This window comes from Streptomyces sp. AC558_RSS880, assembly GCF_019049255.1.
Classification (GTDB): Bacteria; Actinomycetota; Actinomycetes; order Streptomycetales; family Streptomycetaceae; genus Streptomyces.
In genome coordinates this window covers 337,345-361,482 of record NZ_JAGMUJ010000084.1, presented here as the reverse complement: position 1 = coordinate 361,482, position 24,138 = coordinate 337,345, and the positions used below count along the sequence as shown (strand labels likewise).

Annotated in this window: 9 protein-coding genes and 5 pseudogenes; 4 read left to right on the top strand and 10 right to left on the bottom strand. The window is 74.3% G+C overall.

Features of this window, described 5'->3' with window-relative positions; translation table 11 throughout:
- Positions 1–17: 17 nt before the first annotated feature.
- The 3 genes and pseudogenes from KUM38_RS26380 to KUM38_RS42190 form a co-directional block, all read right to left on the bottom strand.
- Entirely contained in the window at positions 18–3,986 is a 3,969-nt protein-coding gene (locus tag KUM38_RS26380) for a metallophosphoesterase (protein WP_217132497.1), read from the bottom strand.
- A 140-nt stretch (positions 3,987–4,126) separates the two neighbouring features.
- Complete coding sequence (locus tag KUM38_RS26375; RefSeq protein WP_254397734.1) at positions 4,127–5,257, bottom strand: acyltransferase family protein; 1,131 nt, start codon at positions 5,255–5,257, stop codon at positions 4,127–4,129.
- Between the two features lie 118 nt (positions 5,258–5,375).
- A pseudogene (locus KUM38_RS42190) lies at positions 5,376–5,510 on the bottom strand (glycoside hydrolase family 11 protein); the annotation flags it as partial.
- 158 nt (positions 5,511–5,668) lie between these two features.
- Between KUM38_RS42190 and KUM38_RS26365 the strand changes: the two are divergent.
- A complete protein-coding gene (locus KUM38_RS26365) occupies positions 5,669–6,235 on the top strand; it encodes a tellurite resistance TerB family protein (RefSeq protein WP_217132495.1) in 567 nt (188 codons plus the stop codon).
- Here KUM38_RS26365 and KUM38_RS26360 read toward each other — a convergent pair.
- Complete coding sequence (locus KUM38_RS26360) at positions 6,212–17,977, bottom strand: non-ribosomal peptide synthetase/type I polyketide synthase (RefSeq protein WP_217132494.1); 11,766 nt, start codon at positions 17,975–17,977, stop codon at positions 6,212–6,214. The two genes, KUM38_RS26365 and KUM38_RS26360, sit on opposite strands and share 24 nt — an antisense overlap.
- A gap of 131 nt (positions 17,978–18,108) precedes the next feature.
- Here KUM38_RS26360 and KUM38_RS26355 point away from each other — a divergent pair, with 131 nt between their 5' ends.
- Together KUM38_RS26355 and KUM38_RS26350 are read left to right on the top strand one after the other, a co-directional pair.
- Positions 18,109–19,560: a WGR domain-containing protein gene (locus tag KUM38_RS26355; protein WP_217132493.1), complete on the top strand. Its 1,452-nt coding sequence runs from the start codon at positions 18,109–18,111 to the stop codon at positions 19,558–19,560.
- A 134-nt stretch (positions 19,561–19,694) separates the two neighbouring features.
- Positions 19,695–20,417: an FAD binding domain-containing protein gene (locus KUM38_RS26350; protein WP_217132491.1), complete on the top strand. Its 723-nt coding sequence runs from the start codon at positions 19,695–19,697 to the stop codon at positions 20,415–20,417.
- A 91-nt stretch (positions 20,418–20,508) separates the two neighbouring features.
- Here KUM38_RS26350 and KUM38_RS26345 read toward each other — a convergent pair.
- The 6 genes and pseudogenes from KUM38_RS26345 to KUM38_RS26320 form a co-directional block, all read right to left on the bottom strand.
- Positions 20,509–20,919: pseudogene (locus tag KUM38_RS26345) on the bottom strand (AIR synthase-related protein); the annotation flags it as partial.
- Positions 20,920–20,943: 24 nt separating this feature from the next.
- Positions 20,944–21,294: pseudogene (locus KUM38_RS26340) on the bottom strand (DUF6084 family protein); the annotation flags it as partial.
- Entirely contained in the window at positions 21,273–21,914 is a 642-nt protein-coding gene (locus tag KUM38_RS26335) for a DUF5947 family protein (protein ID WP_217132489.1), read from the bottom strand. The pseudogene KUM38_RS26340 and the gene KUM38_RS26335, both read right to left, overlap by 22 nt.
- Positions 21,911–22,495, bottom strand: coding sequence for a hypothetical protein (locus tag KUM38_RS26330; RefSeq protein ID WP_217132478.1), 585 nt, complete (start codon positions 22,493–22,495; stop codon positions 21,911–21,913). Before KUM38_RS26330 ends, KUM38_RS26335 begins: the two co-directional genes overlap by 4 nt.
- 62 nt (positions 22,496–22,557) lie before the next feature.
- A pseudogene (locus KUM38_RS26325) lies at positions 22,558–22,800 on the bottom strand (hydrogenase); the annotation flags it as partial.
- A gap of 66 nt (positions 22,801–22,866) precedes the next feature.
- Positions 22,867–23,583: pseudogene (locus KUM38_RS26320) on the bottom strand (hypothetical protein).
- Positions 23,584–23,743: 160 nt separating this feature from the next.
- Between KUM38_RS26320 and KUM38_RS26315 the strand changes: the two are divergent.
- Positions 23,744–24,040 (top strand): hypothetical protein, encoded by a 297-nt coding sequence (locus KUM38_RS26315; RefSeq protein ID WP_217132836.1) that lies wholly within the window; start codon positions 23,744–23,746, stop codon positions 24,038–24,040.
- Positions 24,041–24,138: the final 98 nt, after the last annotated feature.

Below are 24,138 nucleotides of genomic sequence, written 5' to 3'. Positions count from 1 at the left end.
TGTGGTTCGGCAACCGGTCAGCGCCGGTCCGCGGTGGACGCGAACCACGGGTAGGCGGGTACGCCGGGACCCCAGGCGCCGGGCCGGCCGCGGGCGTCCTCGGTCACGAAGACGCTCGGCTCGGACGCGGTCACGCCGCCGCCGGCCGAACGCGCCGTGACGAACCACGCGTGGGCCGTGCCCGGCCTGAGGTTCTTCCAGGTCACCGAGGCGACCTCACCGGAATCGACCCTGTCCCTGCCGATGACGCGCACCGGGTCGTACAGCGCCAGCGAGTCCGTCCTGAACGACGTGGTGCGGGTGCTGAGGTCCACCGGCAGCACCATGTTGTCCTCGGTGCCGTCGTAGCGGTGGTCCGCGTCGTACTCGGTGGCGCCGAACTCGTCGAGCAGCGGCGAGTAGGTGTCCACCGTCAACTCGGCCCGGTCGACGTCGAACTGCAGCATCCGGAAGAAGCTCGAACCGAACCGGAGCTGGTCGTCGGGCCGGTAGCCGCCCACCTCGGTGAGCCCGAGCCGGTCGGCGGACACGGTGTAGAACTGGTAGTCCGCGAGCAGCTCGACGACGCCGTGGGAGACCTCGCCCACCTTCGGCTTCACATTGGTGCCCACGCCGTGCTCGTGACCGGCGAGGATCAGGAACACGTTCGGGTTGTCCTGCACCACCGTCCTGTACAGCATCGACCCGTCGGGCGCGGAGAACGGGGCGCCGCGTCCGTCGGGGCTGCTGCTCGGCGCGAGGTAGTCGTGCGAGAGCAGGATGCCGTTGCGGTCCGGGTAGCGCTCGAACACGGAGTCGGCCCAGGCGGCCTCCTCCTTCGTCACGCCGTACGACAGGCCCACCACCACGAACTCGACACCGCCGGCGGAGAACAGGTCGTAGTGGTTCTGGTTGTCACCCGGCCGCCAGGGACCGCCGTACTCGGCGTGCCGCCAGCCCTCGGACAGCGCCTGGTAGCGGTCCGGCCCGTAGTACCGGTTGTAGAGCGCGTCCGGTCCGTTCTCGGTGCCCGACTGGTTGTCGTGGTTGCCCGCGATCACACCGTTGGGGACCCCGGCGTCGTCGAGGATCCGCTGCTGCTTCGAGGACACCTCCATCTCGCCCACGACCTGCCGCCGGGTGGCCTCGTCGGCGGGCTTGCGGATGTTGTTCTCGATGATGTCGCCGGTGTGGGCCACGTACGAGATCTTCCGCTCGTCCTTGTTGGCGGCGATCCAGCGCGTGACGTCCCCGTACGCCTTCTCCCACACCGCGCGCTCCGCGGCCGTCTCCTGCTCCACCGCACCCTCGGAGAGGTACTGCGTGTCGGTGAAGTGGACGATCGAGAAGTCGTACGCGTCGGGGTCGGCGAACCGGTCCGGGTCACCGGCGTCGATGTCGTCGGCGAACGGGTCCTCGCCGGTCACCATGACGTGGACCCGCTGCCGGTCGACGTACGCACGGTCGACGACCGCCGTCAGCACGGTGTCGCCGTCGGCGGCGCCCCGGGCGCTGGTCAGGACGTCCCACCGCTTCGTCGCGGTGTTCCACACGCGCAGCGCGGCGAGCCGTTCGGGGTCGATGACACCCTCCCAGCGCAGCACCGGCGCGTCGGTACGGCCCTTCACCGGGACGTCGAAGCGCTGGTAGGTGACCTCCTGGGCGGCGGGTGCGTCGAGGGTCCTGCCGTCGGCGGGCGCGAGGCCGGCGGCCTTCACCCGGCGCTCGCCCGGCACCCGCAGCGTCGTGGGGACGGAGTCCGCGGTGCCCTCGTACACCTGCCGCGGCGTGAGGATCTCGGCCTCGGAGAACGTGGCGCTCACCGTGCCCCCGTCGGGCTCGGCCACCTCGGCCGACAGCCGGACACTGCGGCCCGCGTCGGTCGTGCCGGCCTTCGGGGTGAGGCCGGTCGGGGTGTCCGGGATACCGGCGGAGGTGAACGTCACCTCGCGGGTGCCGGTGTTGCCGAGGCTGTCGGTGCCGGACACCGACAGGGTGTGCGCACCGGCGGACAGGCCCGGACCCACGGCCGTGCCGGGCTCGACCGGCTTCCCGTCGAGCTTCACCTCGGGGCCGTCGACCACGCCGGACGCGTCCTCCAGCCGTACGTCGAGCACGACCGACGCGGTGATCCGCTGCCCGGCGGCCGGGACACTGGCGGTGACCCGGGGCGCCGAGTTGTCGGTGACCAGCGTGCGCGTGGCCTTCTCGCCGGACCGGGAGACCGCGGCCAGGGTGTGCTCGCCGTCGTCGATCCGCCGGGTGTCGAGGTCGGCGCGGAGCCCCTGTGCGGGACCCTCGACGAAGAACTCGAGGTCGATCTCGGCCAGCGGGTTGACGTTGTCCCCGCAGTTGCCGTCGCCCAGGCTGTACGAGCCCTTGATCATCCGTCCGGTGGCGGTGCCGCTCGCCGGGGTGAGGGTGATGCCGGAGACGGCGAAGTCGTCGCGGTTGTCCCCGCACGAGGTGGGATACGTGCCGGCGACGAAGTCGACGGTGTTCCAGCCGGGCTCCAGCCACTCGTTGGGGAAGGCCAGGTCGACGTGCTGTCCGGCGAAGTCGCTTTCCAGCACCTGCTTGCGGCCGTTCACCAGGACGTGGTTCCCGTAGCGGGCCTCGATCGAGTTGCCGCCCACGGTGAAGCCGAGGGTCGCGGTCCCCGCGCCGAGGGTGTCACTGACGTGCACGGCGGGGGCGTCGATCGAGTAGTGCAGCTCGACCTCCCGCAGGCGGGTGTCGCTGTCGCCGCAGGAACCGTCGCCCAGGGCGTAGGAGTCCGCGACGTCCCGGCCCGTGACGGTGCCGCCGTCCAGGGCGAGTTCGAGGTGCGCGATGTCGAAGTCGTCGCGGTTGTCGCCGCAGCCGTCCCGGTACGCGCCGGTGACCACCTTGACGGTGTTGTCGCCCGGCACCAGGTGACGGGCCGGGACCGCGATCTCCGTCCGCTGGCTCACCCAGGTGCCGCCCAGGTCGATCCGCTTGCCGTTGACCAGCAGGTGGTTGTCGTACTTGTCGTCGATCGAGTTCGACCCGACGTCGAAGGAGAAGGTGGCCGCGCCGTTGCCGAGGTGCCCCTCGGTGACGGGCGCCGCCCCGTCCACGGTCAGCGACTCGACGCCGCCGCCGGTCCCGGCCGGGAGGCTCGCGGACACCGTCCGCGCGCCGGCCACCAGCGTGCCGTCCTCGGGCAGCAGCCGGGGCGCGCCCGCGGGCGCGTTGTTGACGGTCACGTCGTTCTCGACCGTCTTGCCCGACGTGGTGGTCGCACTGAGGACGTGCGTGCCGTTGCCGAGCTTCGTGGTTTCCAGGTCGGTACGCAGTCCGGTGGTGCCCTGCGGGTCGCCGAGGACGAAGAAGGTGAGGGTCGCCCTCGTCCGCAGGGTGGGGTTGGTACCGCAACTGCCGTCGCCGAACGAGTAGGTGTACTCGTTCTCCTCGCCGTCGGCGGTCTCGCCGAGGAGCTCCAGGGTGATGTCCGAGAGCACGAAGTCGTCGTGGTTGGTGCCGCACGAGCTCTCGACCGTACCGGCGACGATCTCGATCGTGTTCTCGCCCTTGACCAGGTGCTGGTTCGGTATCTCGATCGTGCCCCGCTCGTTGACGAGGTCGCCGATGTCGGCCCGGTGGCCGCCGTTGACCACGATGTGGTTGCGGTAGCGGGCCTCCGTCGAGTTCGAGCCCACGTCGAAGGTGAGCCGGGACACCCCGACCGTCCGCTCCGCGTCGACCTCCTTCCCGTCGACCGCCAGCTTCGTCACGGAGTCACCGGCGAGCGTCGGTGTGGCCGCGACGCGCTCGGTGCCCTCCAGATAGGTCCCGTCGCGGGGGACCAGCGTCGGCAGGCTGGTCCCCCCCGCCGAACCGGCCTGTTCCGTGGGCCGCTTCGGGTCGGCCTGGGCCGCCGCCGTGGTCCCGCCCACCAGGAGCAGCGCCGCGAGCGCCACTCCCGTGAGACGCCGCGCCCCGGACCCGCCGCCCGGCCGTCTTCGCCGCAGTCCCGTTCGCATCAGCAGCCGCCCTCCCTGATCGCCGCACGTTGAAGGGCACACCGGCTGATGCGGGCATGCCCATGGCGCATCCTGGGCGGCGCGGATGAACGCGGGGGGAGCAGCCGTGAACGATCAGGGAAAGGAGGTATCCGGTCCGGTCAGCGCCTGAACGCCCAGGCGGGCCTCGGCTCCACCGCCCAGCGGAAGACCCGTCGCACCGGCGGTGTGCACAACGCCGTCACGACCACGGCGGCGACCAGGGTGACCGTGACCTCGCCGAGCGGGCGGTACAGCCAGTCCGGGTCGTACCAGCCCCAGTACTTGCTGACCTGCGCGACGAAACCGTGCAGCAGATAGCCGTACATCGTGGCCGCGCCCAGCGTCGTGAACCAGGTCCGCCGCCCCGGCACCCAGGCGAGGAAGCAGGCGACGAGGAGCAGCGAGCAGCCGAACAGGACCAGGGTCACGGCGGGGCCGTACCACGCCGGGGCGGACAGTTCCTGCGCACTGTCACGGTGGTAGAGCCAGGCGGACGTCACCCGCGGGACCGCCCAGTACGCCACGGTCAGCGCGCCGGCGAACACCGGTACGGCCAGCATCCGCACCCGGCGGCGGCGCACCGCCCGGAAGTGCTCGGGCCGCAGGACGAGACCGAGCACGAAGTACGGCAGGAACTGCAAGGTGCGCTGCATGTCGAGGTCCTCGCCGAGCGACGGTGAGACCGTCGCCAGCATGGCGACGACGAGCGCGACGGGAACCGGCCACCGCACGAGCTTCCACAGCGGCGTGGTGAGCCGCCACACGAACAACGCGGCCAGGAACCACGTCAGGTACAGCGGCTCCAGCAGCGTGACCGGCCGGTCGGGGACGCCGTCCGTCCACCGGGTGAAGAAGGTGTACGCCGTCTCGAACACGAGGTACGGCAGGGCGACGCCGGTGACCAGGCGCTTGACGCGCTCCGGGCTGCCGTCGAAGCCGCGCGAGTGGTAGCCCGCGAGGACGATGAACGCGGGCATGTGGAACGCGTAGACGAGCATGTACAGCGCGCTGACGGCCCGGCTGCCGTCGCGCAGCGGCTCCCAGGCGTGCCCCACCGCGACCAGCACGATCGCCAGGTACTTGGCGTTGTCGAAGAAGGCGTCACGCCGCGGCGCCCGCCGGGACGCGTCGTCCTGTCCGGCGGGCGCCCGCTGTCGCTCCGTCCCGCTCGCGTCGGCCGTGCGGGTCGGCTGTGGCGCGGTGGTGTCCCCGGTACGGGGTGTGACGGCGGGGATGTGGGGCGACGACATCCCCGCCGCCTCACCCGTCCTGCGGGTGGCCAAACCTGTGATCTGTTCAGCCGCTGACCGAGATGTTCGGGTTTCCGCTGCTCTGGTGGCCCTCGGTCGTGAGGATCATGCAGTAGGTGAAGCTGCCCGAGCACCGCACCGTCCGCCGTCCGCCGTTGCTCCAGCCCTTGCCGCAGACGAAGGTGCCGGTGTTGCTCCACCGGGTGCTGTAACTGCCGCCGGAGGACAGCGCCATGGAGACCGAGCCGCCGCCGAGCACGCTCCTGCGGCTGAACTGCGGGTCCTGTGACGGCGAAACTTTCGGAATGCTTCCGGATCGGCTTTGCTTTTCTTTTGCCGTCCGGGAACATGGTCGGGGCCGCGTCCGTTTGACCGGACGGACCGTGACAGCGACAGAAGAGGTGGCACCAAGTGGCGATGTTTGACCGGCTCAAGGAACAGGCCAGGGCCCTCCAGCAGTCCCAGGGCGCACGGGCGGGAGGCGGACAGCAGCACGGGCACGGTTCCTCCTCGGGCGGTTCCTCCTCGGGCGGCGGCTCCAAGGCCCAGCTGATGGGGTTGTTCAAGTCCCAGCTCGCGTCGGCCAAGGCGGAGCTCAAGAGCGGCGCCTACCGGGACGCCAGCATGGCGATGTGCGCGCTGGTCGCCGCGGCCGACGGACGCGTCGACCCGGCCGAGCGGCAGCGCGTGGAGGAACTGATCGTCTCCAACGAGGTGTTGCAGAACTTCCCGGCGGACCAGCTCCGCAAGCGGTTCAACGAGCACGTGGACCGGCTCACGGCCAACTTCGAGCTGGGCAAGGCCCGGGCGCTGGAGGACATCGCCAAGGCGGCGAAGAAGCCGGCCGAGGCCCGGGCCGTCGTCCAGACCGGCATGGTCGTCGCCGGGGCCGACGGCAGCTTCGAGCCGGCCGAGCAGTACGCCGTGCGCGACGCCTGCTCGGCCCTCGGCCTGTCACCGGCGGAGTTCGGTATCTGACGGCGGCTCGGACAGACCGGCGCCCGGTGCCGGGTCGACGGTGTGACCGAGCAGGTGCAGCGGTGCCGCCGTGACCCCGGCCTCCTCCACGGCGTCCCAGTGGGCCCGCGCCACCGCCGCGTCCACCAGGCCGTGCACCAGCGGCAGCCGGTCGTCCGAGGCGCGCAGCAGGGACTCGGTGCGGCAGGAGGCCAGGGTCCCCTCGATCCAGGGCTGGGCGAGGTAGCCGGCCGCCGCCGCGTCCGGGAGGTCGGCGGCGACCTCCCGGCCGGTGTGGCCGACGTGCAGCAGCCCGCCGCCCACGACCAGGACGTCGCCCCGTTCCCGCATACGGGCCAGGGCCCGTCCGGTGTCGAAGCAGTGCGGGAAGGAATCGTCGACCACGACGGCACCGGGCCGGAGCCGGTCGACGTCGAGCACCGCCGTCGCCCCGCTCACCGCCGTCACCAGCAGATCCGCGGCGTGCACGGCGTCCGGCAGCATCCGCTGCGCCTCGGCGACCTCCACCTCGCCGGCCAGCCCGCGCTCCCGCAGCCGACGGCCGAGTTCCCGCAGCCGTGGCCCGCTGCCGCGCACATCGCACAGCAGCAGACGCCGGGGCGGGCGGGCGGCCAGCGACAGCAGCAGCTCGAGCGAGGACGCACCGATCGAACCCAGCCCGGCGAACGCCACCTCCAGGTCCGCGAGGTCCCGGCCGGTCGCGTCCAGCGCCGCGTGCACCGTCTTGACCACCGACACCACCGTCGCCGCGTGCCCCGTCGTCACCGCCGACGGGTACTGCCGGTGCCGCAGCACGTCGAAGCCGTATCCGGTCAGCGACGGGATCATCCCGGCGAGGGACACACAGCGCGCGCCCAGGGAGGCGGCCAGCGACACCGCGCGAGCGGTGTGGTCCACCAGGGAGGCCCCCCGCCCGAGTTCGTCGGCGAACAGCGGCACGCACACGAAACCCGACCGGCCCAGCGGCGTGCGCACCGTTTCCAGCAGCCTCGGCCCGCCGTCGGGGAACAGCAGGTCGCGCACCTCGGCCCGGGGCAGCGCCGCCTCGGGCAGGCCGGCCAGTCGTGCGAGGTGCTCCGGCGCCGGCAGATAGCCGACGAGAGCCGCGTCCATCGTCCCCCGCCGCTTCCTCGGCGGGGGCACCACGACCCGGCGGTTCCCGGCCGCCCGCACCAGACGGGCGCGCACCGAGCGGACGAAGCCGTCGAGCGCGGCCGGCGAGAACGCGGCGGCGTTGCCCCGGACCGTGACCCGCAGCTCGTCACCGTCCGGCCGTACCGCCATGAACAGGTCCGTCGCCGACGACGGCGGCAGGAACATGCTGTCCGCCGCCTCCCACGACACCCGCAGCGCGCCGTCGCCCCGCGGGGCCAGCGCGGCGAAGTCGAGGTAGGTGAAGAAGAACTGCGACGTCACGGGCAGACCGTCGGCGCGCCGGGGAACGACGTCCTCGTGGGCGCGCGCCTCCTCCGCCTCCGCCACGATCCGGCGCAGCGCGTCACCGGACTCCCCGTCCGTCAGGGGCGCGTCGGCCGCACCGGCCGGCCGCACGGGTACGGCGCCGGCGAACGGCCCGAAGATCCGGTGCGCGTCGGGCAGCGCGCCGTCCCGGCCGCTGACCGCCAGGCCCACGACCAGATCCGGCCGGCCCGTCACCGCCGTCAGCTCCTGGTAGTAGGCGGTCAGCAGCGGGGCGTACAGCGTGGTCCGCGCGGCCGAGGCGACCTCGCGCAGGGCGGCCGTCAGTGTCGCGTCGAGCGTGAACCCGGCCGACTCGAAACGGTGGTCGCCGCTCACGGCGGCGGTGCGCAGCACCGGCGGCCGGTACGGGGCGCTCAGCCGGCCGGCCCGGGCCCGGTGTCCCGCCGTGGCCGGTGCGCGGGCGCCGGACCCGGCCGCCGCCAGGGCGTGGTCGCGGAAGCCGGCCCGCGGCGCGGGCGGTCCGGGCACGGCACCTTCCGCCAACCGGTCGTACACCTCGGTGAGTTCCCGTATCAGCAGTGCCGAGCTGTAGCCGTCGCCGATGAGATGGTGCGCGTGCACCAGCAGGACGTGTTCCCGCGGCTCCAGGGTGAGCACCCGGAGGCGTATCAACGGCCACGCCCAGGGTTCCAGGCGTCGCTCCGCCTCGGTCGCGGCCCGCTCGTCCACCTCGGCGGGCCCGGCGACCGTCTCGAAGTCGACCGGCAGCCGCAGCGACCGGGGCAGCTCCTGCTGAACGGGCGGCCGGGCACCGGCGGGAAAGACGGTGCGCAGCATGCCGTGGCGCTCCACCAGCACGTCCACCGCCCGCTGGAAGAGGTCCGGATCCAGCGGCCCGGACAGCCTGAGCCGCGCCAGCCACGTTCCGCCGCCCGGCGAGAGCGCCTCGGCGAGGAGGAATCCGCGCTGACCGGGAGTGACCGGGAACGGGCCGGGGTACTGGTCACCGGCCGGGACGGGCGCGGCGTCCGCGGCCACGGAGTCCCCTCCCGCGGCGGAGTCCGCGACCTCGGGGTCCCCTTCCGCGGCGGCGTCCACGGCCTCCGCCAGCGCGGCGAGGGTGCGGTGACGGTAGATCACGGTCGGCCGGGGCAGCGGCCCCGCCCGCTCCGCGAGCCGGGCGAACACCTGCAGGACGAGCAGTGAATCGCCGCCCCGTTCGAAGAAGTCGTCCTCCCGGCACACGTCGGTCACCCGCAGCACGTCGCACCAGATCGCCGCCAGCCGGCGCTCGGTCGCCGTGGCCGGGGGAGTCCTCCCGTCACCGGACGACGCGTCCGGACCGCCGGAGACGATTCCGGAGTCCGCCGTCAGCAGCGCCGCCCGGTCCACCTTGCCGGTTCCGGTCAGCGGCAGCGCGTCGACGCACGTGATCCGCGCCGGGACCATGTACGACGGCAGCAGCCCGGCCACATGCCGGCGCACCTCACCCGCGACCGGCGGTTCGGCCCCCGTCCGGGGGGTGACGAAGGCGAGCAGCCGCCCCTCGTGCGCGAGCACCACGGCCCGCCCCACACCGGGACAGGTCTGCAGCGCCGCCTCCACCTCTCCCGGCTCCACCCGGTTCCCGCGGATCTTCACCTGGTCGTCGAGCCGTCCCAGGAACTCCAGGACGCCGTCCGCCGACCGGCGCACCCGGTCCCCGCTGCGGTACCAGCGCCGCCCCCCGCGCATCGTGAACGCCCGTGCGGTCAGCTCCGGTTCGCCCAGATAGCCGGAGGTCAGACCGACGCCCGCGATGAGCAGCTCCCCGGCCTCGCCCGCCCCGCACACGGCACCGTCGGCGTCGACCACCTCCAGCAGGGCACCGGCCGCGGGCCGCCCGATCGGCAGCCGCCGTACCTCGTCGCCCGGGCGCGCCCCGATGATGTGGCAGGTGGCGTTGACGGTCGCCTCGGTCGGCCCGTACAGGTTCGCGATGCGCGTGCCGCCGCCGAACAGGTCGAACCAGCGCCGCACATGCTCCACGGGCAGCGCCTCACCGCCGACGTGCACCCAGCGCAGCGCCGACAGGTCCACCGGCGCCACGCCCCGCGCCGCCCGTACCTCGGCGGCGGACAGCAGCTGCTCCCACAGCGTCGGAACGGAACTCCACACGGTCACCCGCGCCCGCTCCACGTGCGCCAGCAGCAGCTCGGGATCGCGCAGCAGGTGCCTGGGCACGGTCACCACGGTGCCGCCCACCATCAGCGGCGCGAGCAACTGGCGCACCGAGGCGTCGAAACACGGCGACGCGGTCTGCGCGAGACGGTCGTCGGGGCCGTAGCCGAAGGTGGCGACGGCCCAGTCGAGGTAGTTCTCCATCGCCCGGTGGGTGACCGGCACCCCCTTCGGGCGTCCCGTCGACCCGGAGGTGAAGATGACGTACGCGACCGCCCCGGGATCCGGCGCGACGGCGACGGGACGGCCGTCGTCGGTGGACGGGGCGTCGGTGGACGGGGCGTCGGCCGCCACCGTCCGTACGCCGGTCAGGGCCTGGGCGAGGCGCAGGGTGGGGGAGTGGCACACCACCGTGGAGGCGCCCGTACGGGTCAGCTGATCGGCCAGCCGCGCCCGGGGGTGCTCCGGATCCAGCGGGACCCAGCCGGCCCCGGCCCGCAGGATGCCCACCACACCCACCACCGTGTCCGCGCCCGGCTCGGTGAGCAGCCCGACCAGGTCGCCCGGACGGACGCCGTCGGCACGCAGCCGTGCCGCGAGAGCGGCGGAGGCGCGGTCGAGCGCCCCGTAGGTGAGGGACGCGTCCCCGGCGTCGACGGCGATCGCGCCGGAGCGCGTACGGAACCGGTCGAGCAGCCGGGTGACCAGGGGGACGGGTCCGTCGGGCCGGGGGGACGGTACCGGTTCGGCGGGAGTGCGCGAGGCGGCCGCCAGCTCCTCGCGGAACTCCCGGTCCAGACGGGCCACGGTGGCCCGCTCGAACAGCGGCGCCGGGAAGTTCCACGACACGCGCAGCACCGGACCGTCCGCCCAGCACAGCAGGGACATCCGGGTCGTCGCCGATCCGGTGCCGGCCGCGGTCGCCCCCACCTCCACCGGGCAGCCGGGGGCCGCCGCGGCCGGGAACCGGGCGAAGCTGAAGCCCGCCGGGCTCACCGTGCGGGGTCCGGCACCGTCGCCGGGCAGCATTCCGGCCAGGTCCAGGCTGCTCACCCCGGCGTGCCGCTCGCTCTCCAGCCACAGGCGGCGCAACCGCTCCGCCAGCGCCACGACCGGCTCCCCGTCGTCCACCTCGCACAGCAGCGGCAGGGTGTCGGCGAGCGGACCGACGAGCCGCTCCACCCCCTCGAAGCGGTCGTCGCGGCCTGCCCTGGCCACGTTCACGGCGACGTCCCGGCGCCCCGTCCACCGCGCGAGGCAGCGCGCGTACGCGGCGAGGAGCAGATGGAACAGGGACACGCCGTGCGCGGCGGCGAGCCGTTCGAGACCGGCACTCGACTCCGCGTCGAACGCGCCGTGGTGCTGCACGATCGGGCCGGTCGCGGGAGCGTCGGGATCCCCGTCGTAGGGCAGTCGCAGGGGCGCGCCGCGCGCGGCGAGACGCTCCGCCCAGTAGCGCCGGACGGCGTCCGGCACGCCGGAGCGCCGTGTGCTCGCCGCGTACCGCGCGAAGTCCGGCGCCGGCGGCACCGGCCGCGGTGCGGGCTCCCCGTGCCACAGCGCGGTGTACGAGGCCCACAGTTCCTCGGCGAGGACGTTGAGGCTGTACCCGTCGGCGGCCGCGTGGTGCACGACCAGCAGCAGATGGGCGAGTTCCGGCTCCTGGCGGAGCAGCACGGCGCGTACCGGCGGACCCGTCGTCAGGTCGAAGGGCCGGTTGCACACGGCGGACTCGATGCCGGCCACGTCCTCGGCGGCGCAGTCGAGCACCTCGTACCAGTCCGTCACCGGAACCGGCGGCGCCACCCGCTGCGCCGGCCGCGCGCCCGAGGTGTCCACCCGCAGCCGCAGCGTGCCGTGCCGTTCCGCCAGGTGCGCCAGCGCCCGGCCGAGGACGCCGGTGTCGAGCGGGCCGCGGACCGTCAGCCGCAGATGACCGCGCGCCGGGACGTTCGGGTGGAGCAGACTGCTGGTGTGCAGCGCGAGCTGGACGGGCGTCAGCGTGAAGGGCTCGCCGTCCGGGTGGTCCGGGGCCCGGTCGTCGAGGTGGGCGGCGAGTTCGCGCACGGTCCGGTGCTCGAAGAAGAGCGTGGTGGGCAGGGACCGCCCCAGCTCCCGCTCCAGCCGCTTGACGAGATCGACGGCGCCCAGCGAGTCCAGGCCGAGGGCCAGGAACGGCGTGTCGTCGTCGACCGCCGCCGGCGGGACCTCGAGGGACCGCGCCAGCAGCTCCCGCAGTACGGCGGCCGTACCGGAGGAGACCGGGGTTCGTCCACCTGTCTCGTCGGCCGTGGGCGGCGGCACCGGCACGGCGGGAGGCGCCACGGGTGTCAGATCGGCGAGCACCAGCTGCGCCACGTCCGTGCCGCAGGCCGACCGCAGGGCCGCCAGCGCGGGCGCCGTCGCCAGCGGCCGGCCCGCGGCGGTCGCGAGACCGCCGGCGCCCCCGGCGGCGAGACCCGTCTCGCCGAACGGGCCGAGGTTCACCGACAGCCACGGGCGGCCTGCCCGCCGCTCGGCGCCGGCGAAGGAGTCGAGGAAGGCGTTCGCCGCCGCGTACGCGCCCAGGGCGCCGGCCAGGCCGGGAAGCACCGACGACACCGACGAGAACGCGACGCACACCCCGGGGCGCTGCCCGTGCCGGTCCAGCGCCCCGGCCAGCAGGACGGTGCCGAGCGTCTTCGCGCCCAGCGCGTCGACCGTCTCCCGCACGTCCGTGCCGCGCAGACTGCCGGGCCGGGCGACTCCGGCCGCGTGGAAGACGGCGTCCAGCGGGGGCAGCCCGGCGACGAGCCGTTCGACGTCGTCGGGGACGGTGAGGTCGGCCCTGACGTAGCGGGCGTCGGCGCCGAGCGCGGTGAGTTCTTCCAGCAGGCCCTGGGGCGGGTGGGACGACCGGCCCGCCAGTACGAGGACGGGGCGGGCGCGGTCGGCGAGGCGCCGGGCCAGTGCGGAGCCGATGTCTCCGGCGCCGCCCGTGATGAGGTAGGTGCCGTTGACGGGCAACGGGGCCGTGCGGGCCGTGTGTTCCTCGGTGCGCGGCACGACGGCCCGCACCGAGCGCTGCCCGGCCCGCCAGGCGACGGCTCCCTCCGCCTGCGGCGCCGACGCCTCGGCGAGCAGTGCCCGCAGGTGCTGCTCCTCGTCGTCGAGGGAGGAGAGGTCGATCCAGTTCGCGATCACCCCCGACTCCTCGGGGACGGCCAGGGCCAGGCCGCCGAGGATCGCCTGGGCGGGGTTCGGGTGTTCCGGGCCGTGGCCCGTGACGTGTGCGTCCTGGGTCACCACCAGCAGGCGGCGGGCGCCGGTGCGGTCGAGCAGCGCGAGGGCTTCATGCAGTGCCGTGACTGCCTTGTGCTGGTGCTGCTCGAGATCCGTCACCGTTTGCGGTCGGGTTGTTCCGGCGAGGAGGATCACGGTTTCCGGGGTCTCGACGTCATCCGCTCCTTGGGCGGCGAGTCGGTCTGCCAGCCGGCGTACCGCTGTCGGGTCCGCACCGGTCACCACGACGCCGGGGCGCGTCGGAGTGGGCCGGGGGTGGGATTGCATGGCCCGGCGCTCACGAGGTGCCGCCGCGCCCGCAGTGGGCGCGCTTCGCCACACGATGTCGTGCAGCAAGCCTTGAGGTGCGGGTCCGGGCCAGTAGGCGCGTCGCTGGTACGGGTATGGCGGGAGCGGAACCCGTCGGCAGCCCTCGTCGAGTGCTGTGCGGTCCACCGGTACGCCTCGGGTCCACAGTCGCGCCACGGTCTCCAGCAACTCCCTTGCCCCGCCCGCCGCTCCGACCGCGGACAGCACGAAGGCATCGGCGGTGGGCGCGACCGTCCGGGTCGGACCGAGGTCCACGAACGTGTCGTAGCCCTCCTCCACCAGACGCGCCACCGCCCGGTCGAACCGCACCGGGCGCAGGGCGTGTTCGCGCAGGTGGTCCGGGGTCATCGGCGGCTGCCACGCGGCGGTGAGGGTGCTCATCACCGGCGTCGTGGGCGCCGTCGGCGTCAGCCCGCGCGCCGCGTCCGCCAGGGCCTGCGCGACCGGCTCCATCAGCGGGGAGTGAAAGGCGTGCGACACCCGCAACGGACGGACGGCCGCGCCCTGTTCGGTGAGCCGCCGCGACGCCCGGCGGACCGCGTCGGGGGTGCCGGAGATCGCCAGTCGCCCCGGCCCGTTGTACGCCGCGACCGCCAGTGCACCCCCGGAGGCGTCCACCAGGGCGGCCACCTCCCGTTCCTCGGCGCCCAGTACGGCCGCCATGGCGCCCGGTGCGGTCGACCCGCCCATGAGCCGGCCGCGTTCCGCCGCGTACGTGACCGCCTCGCGCAGGGACAGCGTCCCGCCCACGCAGGCGGCCGCGAGTTCGCCGACGCTGTGCCCGACGACCGCGTCGGGCCGTACGCCCCAGGCGGTCAACTGCCGGGCGAGGGCGACCCCGTGCGCGACCAGCAGCGGCTGCGCCACCTCCGTCGCGGCCAGGTCGTCCTCGGTCACGTCGCCGTCGGCGCACCAGTCCGTCAGCTCCCGCCCGCGCACCGTGCCGACGAGCGCCGACGCCTCGTCGAGCGTGGCGCGGTACACCGGTGCCGTGGCGTACAGCGCCGCGCCCGGACCCGGCCGCAGGCCGCCCTGACCGGGCAGGACGAAGACGGTCCGGGGCCGGTGCGTCACCGTCCCGGTGAGCGCGCCCCGAAGCGCCGTGGACGCCGCGGTGAGCCGTTCCCGCAGGTCGCCGTCGGCGACGAGCGCGAGACGGTGGGGCCGGTCGTCCCGCGCCGCACCGGCCGTCGCGCAGACGTCGGCCTCGTCGAGTTCCGGGTGCTCGCGCAGATGCTCCGCGAGCCGCGACGTCCACGCCTCCAGCCCCTCCGCGCTGCCCGCCGAAAGGGTCAGCAGACGAGGGCCGTCGGCCGCCCGGCGCGCGGTGCGCACCGGCGCGGGCGGGGCCTCCTCGAGGACGGCGTGCGCGTTGGTGCCGCCGAAGCCGAAGGCGTTGACGCCCGCCCTGCGCGGCCCGTCCGACTCCCAGTCGGTCTCCCCGGTGACCAGGGCGAACCCGGACCGTTCCACCGCGGGGGAGGGCGGGGTGTGGTGCAGCGAGGCGGGCAGCCGGCCGTGGCCGAGGGCCAGGACGACCTTCACCAGCGAGGGCAGCGCGGCCGCGTTCAGCAGATGCCCGATGTTGGTCTTCACCGAGCCGAGCAGCCGGGGCCGGCCGTCCGGGCGGGACGGGAAGGCGTGCGTGAGGGACCGCAGTTCGATCGGGTCGCCGACGGCCGTGCCCGTGCCGTGCGCCTCGACGTAGGTCACCGACGCCGGGTCGACGCCGCAGCCCTCGTACGCCCGGGTGATCACCTCCCGCTGGCGCAGCGGATTGGGCGCCATCAGACTCAGCGACGTACCGTCGTTGTTGACGGCGGTGCCGCGGACGACGGCGAGCACCGTGTCACCGTCACGGTGGGCCTCCGCCAGGCGTCGTACGACGAGTGCCGCCCCGCCCTCGCCCGGTACGAACCCGTCGGCCGCCGAATTGAAGGCGCGGCCGCGCCCGGTCGGCGACAGGGCCTGTGCCGCCTCCAGGGACCGGTGCGCGGCCGGGGTCAGATGCAGGTTGACGCCGCCGACGACCGCGATGTCGCACTCGCCGTCCGCGAGGCTGCGCCGGGCCAGGTGCAGGGCCACCAGGCCCGAGGAACAGGCGGTGTCCACGGCCAGCGCCGGGCCGTCCAGGTCGAGACAGTGCGCCACGCGGGCGGCGACGAGGTTCGGGAGGTTGCCGGTCAGGGCGGCCTCGGCCGGCGGCGCACCGTCGGGGGCGGCCTCGGTGAGGATCTGCCGGTAGCCGCTGTCGCCGACGGCGGCGAAGACGCCGATCCGCAGGCCGTGGCGGCGCGGCCCGGCGTATCCGGCGCGTTCCAGTGCCTCGTGGGCGAGTTCGAGGAAGATCCGTGCCTGCGGGTCGAGCGCGCGCGCCTCCTCGGCACCGATCCCGAAGTGGCCGGCGTCGAAGGCGGCGGGGTCGTCCAGGAAGGCGCCCCACCGTCCGTCCTCCGCCCCGGCCGTGCCCCAGCGGCCCGCGGGCACCGTCGTCACGGCGTCGCGGCCGGCGGTGAGCAGCTCCCAGAACTCCTCCGGCGTACCCGCGCCGGGGAACCGGCAGGCCAGCCCCACCACGGCGGTCTCCGTGCCCTGCGACGGCGTGCCGCCCCCGATCTCCCGGCGCTCGGACGCCTGTCGCCCCACCGCGTCCAGGAGGTGGTCGGTGAGCGCGGCCACCGTGTCGTCGCGCATCACGGCCGGCCCGAGCGTCACGTCCAGCGCCCGTTCCAGTCCGGCGAGCGCCTCCATCGCCTTGAGCGAGCCGCCGCCCAGCTCGGCGAACCGGTCCCGGTCCCCGAACGACGGCTCCGGTACCCCCAGCACCTCCGCCCAGACCTCCCGCACCACGCGCCGCACCTGAGCGCGGGAGCGGGGCGCCGGCGCCGGGCCGCCGGACGGCCGCAGCGGCTCCCGGCTCGCCGGGACCGCCCCGGAGGCGGCCGTGGGCCGGTACGCCCCCGCCTCGAACCGTGACCGCATCCGCTGCCGCTGCACCTTGCCGCTGGTCGTGCGCGGGAAGGCGGACGGCGGCAGCGCGAACACCCGCACGTCGTCGTGGCCCAGCGCCGCCCGGACCCGCCCCGCCACCCGGTCCAGCACCCCGGCCGCCGCATGCGGCGGCCGGGCCCAGGCCACGAACACCACCACCCGCTCCCCGCCGGTCACCGGGTCGGTGGACCCGATCACCGCCGTCGTCCCGGCCGGCACCCCGGGCGTGGCCGCCGCGACCTCCTCCATGTCCGGGGCGTGGAACGTACGGCCGTTGACGAAGAGCACGTCCTTGTGCCGGCCGCTGACGCACAGCCGGCCGTCCCGGAGGAAACCGAGGTCACCGGTGCGCAGCCAGCCGTCGGCGAAGGCGGCCGCCGTCGCCTCCGGCAGACCGTGGTACCCCCGGGCGACCTGCGGACCGCGCACCTCGACGTGCCCCACCCGCCGGTCGCCCAGCGGACGGCCCCGGTCGTCGGTGACACGCACCGAGCACCCCGGCACCGGCAGCCCCACGTCCATCAACTCCACGGCGTCGCCGCCCGGTTCCCGCTCCACCGCCCGTCCCCGGCTGAGCGCGGCACGCTCCAGCGCCACGGGCACGGCCACCTCGCCCGGCGGCGGGAACGTGACGGCCAGGGTCGCCTCGGCCAGTCCGTACACGGGCGTCGCCGCCCGGGGGTCGAGCCCGGACGGCCGGGTCCGGGCGGTGAAGTCCCGCCACACCGCCGGCGAGATCGGCTCGGCGCCCACCAGGATCAGCCGTACCGTGCTCAGATCGAGCCCGGCGAACACCTCCTCGGGGACCCGGCGGACGGTCAGCGCCAGGGCGAAGTTGGCGGCGGACAGCAGGGTGGCCCGGTGCGCGGCGGCCACCTCGAACCACAGCCGGGGGTTCTTCGCGAACGACAGCGGGGCGATCCGCACCTGCTTGGCCCGCGCGGCGAGCGGCGCCAGATGGGTGCCGATGAGCCCCATGTCGTGGAAGTACGGCATCCAGCTGACCACCACGTCCCGGTCGGTGAGCGCGGCGGCCTCCGTCAGCTGGCGGAGGTTGGCCAGCACGGCGGCGTGGGTCAGCTCCACGCCCTTGGGCGCCCCGGTGCTGCCGGAGGAGAACTGCAGGAACGCCAGGTCCTCCGGGGCGGCGGTGGCGGGCGACTCGACGGCGGAGGACGTCCTCAGCTCCTCCAGCCGCAGCACACGGGCGTCCTCGGGGAGCCGGCCGGCCACGTCCGCGCAGGCCTCGTCCACCGCGACCGGGGGGCGGCCGAGGTGCTCCCACACGGGGCGGACCCGCCGCACGTCGGGCGCCAGCGGCACCGGCACCAGACCGGCCGCGAGCGCGCCCCAGAACAGGGGCTGGAAGTCCTCACCGCGGTCCGCGACCACCGGCACGCAGGTGCCCGGCAGGACTCCCGCGTCACGGTAACCGCCCGCGACCCGCAGGGAGTCCTCCAGCAGCCGCCGGAAGGTGACGGGCGTTTCACCGCCGTCCCCCCGGACATGGACGACCACCTGGTCGGGGGCACGGCGGGCGGCGTCCAGCAGGACGTCCAGCAGGGTTACGGCGTTCATGGGTCCGTTCGTTCACGCGTGGGCGAGGGGTCGGCGACGACGACCGACCCCATTGTCAGTGGCTGCGCCTACGGTTTGATCAGTAGGACCCGGCGGAACGGCCGCGGGTTCCGTCCGGGGAGGGGTGTGCCATGTCTGCCGGTGCCACGGTGTCGACGACGTATCTGGAGCTGTCGCAGGAGGACGGTGCCGCGCACAAGTTCTACGAAGTGACGGTCGACGGCCAGACGGTGACGGTCCGTTACGGAAGGATCGGCGCGACGGGACAGACCCAGACGACGACGTTCCCCACGGCCGCGAAGGCGCAGGCCGCCGCGGCGAAGAAGGTGGGGGAGAAGGTCCGCAAGGGGTATGCGCCGGCGGTGCGGGGGCAGCGGGCCCCGCGCGCGGTGACCCGGCGTCAGGTGGCCTCGGCCCCGTCCACCGCGCGTGCCGTGGCCCCCGTGCTGTGGCGGTTCGGCACCGGCTCCTCGGCGTTCGGCATCCACGTCGACGACGAGCGCTGCTGGGTCGGCAACCAGTCCGGTGACGTCTTCACCCTGGACCACGAGGGCGAGGTACTGGCCCGCTTCAGCCTGCCGGACGGGGTGAAGTGCCTGGTCGCGGACGACTTCTGGATCTACGCGGGCTGTGACGACGGCCGGGTCTACGACCTCTCCTCGAAGCTGCCGTTCGCCGCCTACGACATCGCCGCGGACGTCGACATCTTCTGGCTGGACATCCACGAGGGCGTGCTGAACGTCTCGGACCGGGCCGGCCGCCTCACCGTCATCGACCACGAGGACGAGCACCAGTGGACCCGCCGCAGCCAGGGTGAGCACGCCTGGATGGTCCGCGCCGACGACCGGGCCGTCTACCACGGCCACCACAGAGGTGTCACGGCCTACGCGCCCGACGGCGGCGGCGAGTTGTGGCACACCCCCACCCGGGGCGGGGTGCTGTTCGGCTGGCAGGAGGACGACACCGTCTACGCCGGTACGGCGCACCGCGTGGTGCAGCGGCTGTCGAAGGCGACCGGCACCATCGAGGCCACCTACGCCTGCGACAGCGCCGTGTACTCCTGCGCCACCTCCCCGGGCGGACGGTTCGTCTTCGCCGGCGACGCCGCGTCGTCCGTCTACTGCTTCGACCGGGACGGCACGCGCCTGTGGAAGCTCGGCACGGGAGGCGGATCGGCGCTGTCCATGCAGTACCGGAACGAGCGGCTCTACCTGGTGACCACGGACGGTTCGCTGGTGTGCGTGGACGCGAGCGAGGCCGCCGTCACCGCGGCGCAGCAGGGCACGGTGCCGGTCGCGCGGGACGTCAAGCTCGCCGCGGCCCTGCCGACCTACGCGCCGGCCACGGCCGCGACCGCGGTGGCGACCGTCGCGCAGGCCCCCTCCGGCGCCGTCGTCGTCGAATGCACGCAGCAGAACGGCCGGCTGCGCGTCCACGTCGTGTCCGACGGCTACGACGGTTCCTGGAACGTGCAGTTCCCGCGGGCGATACGGGTGCCCGGCGCACGCTATGTCGTGGACGCGCTGCACCCGGCGGCCGGCGGCTTCTACCGGGTGCGCGGCGAGATCCGCCGGCTCCAGTGACCGCCGGCGGGCGCACTCGGCGAACCCGTGAGCCCTGTATGCGCCCCCGAATGGGTAAGGACAATGCAGTGCTCGTGATCACCCCGTGAAACGCCGTGGTTTCCGGCCCCGTTCAGGAAAGCAGGTCGACCGTCGTGCTGTTGCGTCTGCCCACGTCCTTGTCCGAAGCTCAGCGGTATCTGGCCGAAGGAGCGGTGCCCGTCGGCGGAGCCACCCTCGTGTGGGCCCTCTGGCAGCGCGACGGCTTCCCCGAGCAGGCGATGTCCCTGCGCAAGCTTCCCCAGGCCAACCTCATAGAACGCGAGGCGCTGGGCGCCGCCGTCCTGCTGCACCAGGTGGACGACCGGGTGCCGGACGTGCTGCGCCGCGCGGCCTCCACCGTGGGCACCGGCGCCGTACGCCGTACGGCCACCGTCGGCGGCAACATCGTGGGCAGCACCCTGCGCTGTCTGCTGCCCGCGGCGCTGGTCCTGGACGCGCGGGCGACCGTACTGGACCGGGACGGCACCTACGAGACCGACCTGACCGACGTGGTGGCCAAGCGCCATCTGCTGCTCGGGATCCGCTGGCGCGACCCCGTGGCCAGCGGATACTACAAGGCGGCCGGTGAGGCGGGCGGGCGGCCGCCCTTCGTCGTCGCCACCGCCGTGCACGCCGACGGCGACGGCGCGCGCCGCCTCTTCGTCGCCGTCCGGGACGGCTACGAGGTGATCAGCGAGACCACCCCGTGCCACACCGGAGTCGAGCAGGTGCTCCAGAGCCTCGACCGTACCGACCTGGGATCACTCCCCGCCGAGGCACGGGACGAGGTGCGCCGCGAGGTGACCGCGATCCTGGACCGCACCACCGGCAGCTGACACCGACGCGCCATCCGGACCGTCCGGGTGGCGCACCGGCGCGCACCGCACACGGCCGGCGGACACACGCGCCCGGGAACACCGCTTCCGGTCAGCAGATCCGCGGAAGCCGTCCGCCCATCGGCAGATCCACCACCCGGGTGCCCCCGAGCCCGGTCCGCGCGACGACCATGCCGGGGCACTCCGCGACCACCTCACCGATGACGGCGGCATCGGCGCCCAGATGATGTGCCTTCATCGCGGCCGGCACCGCGTCCGCGTGCTCCCGCGGCACGAAGGCGACGAGCTTTCCCTCGTCGGCCACGTACATGGGGTCGGGACCCGGCATCGCACGGGCGCCGGCCACCGGCGGCGGCACCGGGACGGCACGCTCCTGGACGACGACCCCGCACCCCGACGCCGGGGCGCTCTCGTTGAGCGAGGCCGCCAGCCCCCCGTGGGCCGGATCGCGCAGCACCCGCAGGTCCGAGGTGACCGACGGCATCGCCTCCACGAGCCCACCGGGAAGCGGTGCTCGGCGTCGTGGTCATCGTGTCCTCTCACCCGCCGCTGCCGGCAGCCGGTCGACGGCCGCCTCCCACGAGGGCAGCGCCTCCCGGTCCCAGGGGACGGGCTCGACCCGGAACCCGCCGGCTCCGGTGAACGCGGTGCCGGAGAACAGCATCCGCAGCGGCACCTCCCCTTCGTCCGGGACGTGGAAGCAGCGGGCGGAGGCGATGCCCATGTCGTAGGCGCAGGGCACCACCAGGTCGGTCTCGGTCTCGCCGGTGAACTCCCGCACCATCACCGGGACCTGGGCGAACTCCACGGGGTCGAGGGTGCCGCCCCAGCGGGACCGTTCCCCGGACAGGCCGGTCACGACGGGCTCCCCCCGGCGTCACGGGCCCGCTCGCGCACATGGCCGAAGAACTCCTCCAGATCGGCACGCGCCTCGGCGCCCCCGTCGAAGCCCTGCCACCGCAGTCGCATACGGCCCACCAGTTCGTAGCAGATGTCGATCGGCACCAGATGGCACTCCACCCGCCCCTGGTGGCGGCGCAGCAGCAGCGCCTCCACGTCCGGTTCGAGGAGCCCGGCCAGGGGGGAGGCGTCCAGGACGGACTGCCAGGCCTCCGGATCCGGTTCGCTCTCGGTGGCGCCGGCCGGGCCCGGACAGAGCGCGACCGGCCGGTCGAGCGCGGAGTCGTGGAAGAAGAAGGCGACGCCGACGGGGATGCGCAGCCGCTCCCAGGCCGCCTCGTCGAGACCGTGCCCGGGGTCGCTCAGATAGCGGCAGGGAACCGCGCGGAACCGGCCCGTGGACGCGCCCGACGCGTCCAGGAGCCGGGCGCAGGGGTCACAGGCGCAGGCCAGGGTCCGGTTCTCGGTGTCGACGAGATGCCGGTGGCCGGGGTCCGGCAGGGCGGCGGCGCACAGCTCGCAGCGCTCCTCGCGGGGCGGCCGGGGCGCGGTGAACCGGAACAGGCCCCCGCGCGCCGGGAGTCGCGGCGTGCTCATGGTGCCGCGGTGGCCGGCGGACGGCCGCTCGGCCCGGACGAGGACGCGCCGGGCGGGCCCGCGCCGATCTGGAGCAGCACCGGCCCGGACGCGGTGTCCGCCTCCAGCGTCACCGCCGTCACCTCGGGGGCGAAACACGCGAGCGTGTCCCGGGCCGCCTGCTCGACGGCGTCCCGGGCGTCGCCGCGGCCGCAGTCGGCCGAGCCGGTCAGCCGCAGCCGCAACTCGCCCGTGGCCGGGTCGAAGCCGATGCTCTCCACGTCCTGCGGGAGGGTGTCGAGGGCGTGGGCGATACGGGTCGGCGCGTCGTCCGGGTGCAGCCCGTGCAGCACCAGCAGGCCCGCGACGAGCTCGTCACGGAGCAGCGCGTCCACGGCCTCGCGGGCCGGCCGCTCCGGGCAGTGGCCGAGCAGGTCCATGGCCCGCGCGAACGCGGCGCCGTAGAACTCCATGAGGACGCGCACGAGTTCCTCGGCGGCCTCGCACGCCGCGCGGTCGCCGGAGGAGGCGAGCCGGTCGAGGATCTCCTCGACCATCCGCCCGGCCGTCTCCGCGTTCGGCGCGGTCCGCGCGCCGCTCATCCGGCCAGACCGCTCAGGCCGGTGGGCACGTGCGTCGACTTCACCGTCCGGCCGTCGCCGACGTGCATGTCGCCGCAGATGCCGCAGGTGCGGCTGGTGACGAAGTGGGCGTCGCGCGGGTCCTTGCCCCGCATGAAGAGGCCGTAGCCGCGGAAGACCGACGAGGTGCTGGAGCACTCGGCGATCCGCTTCCGCTTGAAGTCGATCTTCGTGTGGATGCCGAGGCTGCCCACGATCCGGGTGATCGGGTCCCACGCCATCTCCACCAGGCCGGTGCCGTCACCGGTCGTCGTCGAGGTCGCCATCGTGTCTGTGCTGCCCTTCGGTGGTTCGGGTCGGTGAGTGGAACGCGGGCCGGCGTCAGGTGGTGGTCACAGGGGCGGCCGGTAGCCGGTGGTGAGTTCCCGGCCGGTGTGCCGCCACTTGGGTTCCTTGTCCACCGTCCGCGCCGCCGGCGGTGGTGGAGAGCTTCGCGCCGGGCGGCTCGTCCATGAGCGGCATGAACTTGTCGGGGAAGCCGGGCATGGTGCAGGCGATGCGGATGCCGCCGACGTTCGGGCAGCCGCCGATGCCGTTCATCCAGCCGCGCCCGGGCACGTCGCACTTCACCACGGGCCCTCCAGCAGCCGATCTTCACCAGGCATCGCGGGGAGTCGTACGAGGCGGCGAACCGGCCCTGCCCGTAGTGGCCGGCCCGGTCGTACCCCTCGTGCACGGTGGCCCCGAGCAGCCAGGTGGGGCGCAGCTTGTCGTCCAGCGGGATCACCGGCGCGGACCCCTCGATCACCAGGACGAACGGATCGATCTCCCTGCGCTCGCCCTTGGAGGACCACTCGATGAACGTGTCCGCGCCGCCGACCGGCCCGCACCCGAAGTCGATGAGCGGCCGGTGCACGGCGATCTTCGGCGGGCCCGGCACACAGCCCAGGGCGATCTCCTCGATGCCGGGCTGCATGGCGGCCGTCAACCGAGTCGCCGTCGCGACTCAGCCCGGCGTTGATCCAGAGGATGCGGATCGGCTTCTCGTCCGTGCCGATGCCGCCGGACGTCTCCGCCTCGGCGCTCGTGGCCGGGGGTGCTGCGTTCATCAACGCCTCCTGGGGGAGGGATGCGGACACGCCGGTGTCCCGGCCCGTGTCCTCGGCCGCCCCGGACGGCACCGCAGGCGCGGCCGGTGAGGGCTCTTTGCGCACGAACGCCCGGCGCGGCGCGTGGTACGGAGCGCCGGGGTCGAAGAAAATCCTGCGCATGCGCGCGAGTTCCCGCTCGCGCACCGCGGCCAGTGGGGTGACGGCCTCCCGGCGCTCGCGCTCGGCCTTCTTCGCGACGAGCCGCGACCGCGCCCCGGAAGAACCCGCCCAGCGCTGGGCCGGCCGGATGACCTCGGCGGGGAAGCGGGCGGAAGGGCACGCGATCACCCGGTCGGCCGGGCCGATGTCCCGCGCCCGCTCGGCACCGACCGGAAGCGCCTCCCGGACGAGCCGCTGCACTGCCGCGGCGCCCACCCGCCGCGGCAGGGTCACCAGTCAGATCAGCGATCCGTAGTGGTTCTACGGCAGGCTGTCACGCGCACGCCCGGCGCCCAGGCGACGTCGGGCACCCTTCTCGGTGAGGTCGCGAGAGTTCACCGACCAGCGTCGCCG

Excerpts from the sequence above, each read along its gene's own strand:
- KUM38_RS26380 (WP_217132497.1), bottom strand. The coding sequence starts at position 3,986 with ATGCGAACGGGACTGCGGCGAAGACGGCCGGGCGGCGGGTCCGGGGCG.
- KUM38_RS26375 (WP_254397734.1), bottom strand. The coding sequence starts at position 5,257 with ATGTCGTCGCCCCACATCCCCGCCGTCACACCCCGTACCGGGGACACC.
- KUM38_RS26360 (WP_217132494.1), bottom strand. The coding sequence starts at position 17,977 with ATGAACGCCGTAACCCTGCTGGACGTCCTGCTGGACGCCGCCCGCCGT.
- KUM38_RS26355 (WP_217132493.1), top strand. The coding sequence starts at position 18,109 with ATGTCTGCCGGTGCCACGGTGTCGACGACGTATCTGGAGCTGTCGCAG.
- KUM38_RS26335 (WP_217132489.1), bottom strand. The coding sequence starts at position 21,914 with ATGAGCACGCCGCGACTCCCGGCGCGCGGGGGCCTGTTCCGGTTCACC.
- KUM38_RS26330 (WP_217132478.1), bottom strand. The coding sequence starts at position 22,495 with ATGAGCGGCGCGCGGACCGCGCCGAACGCGGAGACGGCCGGGCGGATG.
- KUM38_RS26315 (WP_217132836.1), top strand. The coding sequence starts at position 23,744 with ATGCGCGCGAGTTCCCGCTCGCGCACCGCGGCCAGTGGGGTGACGGCC.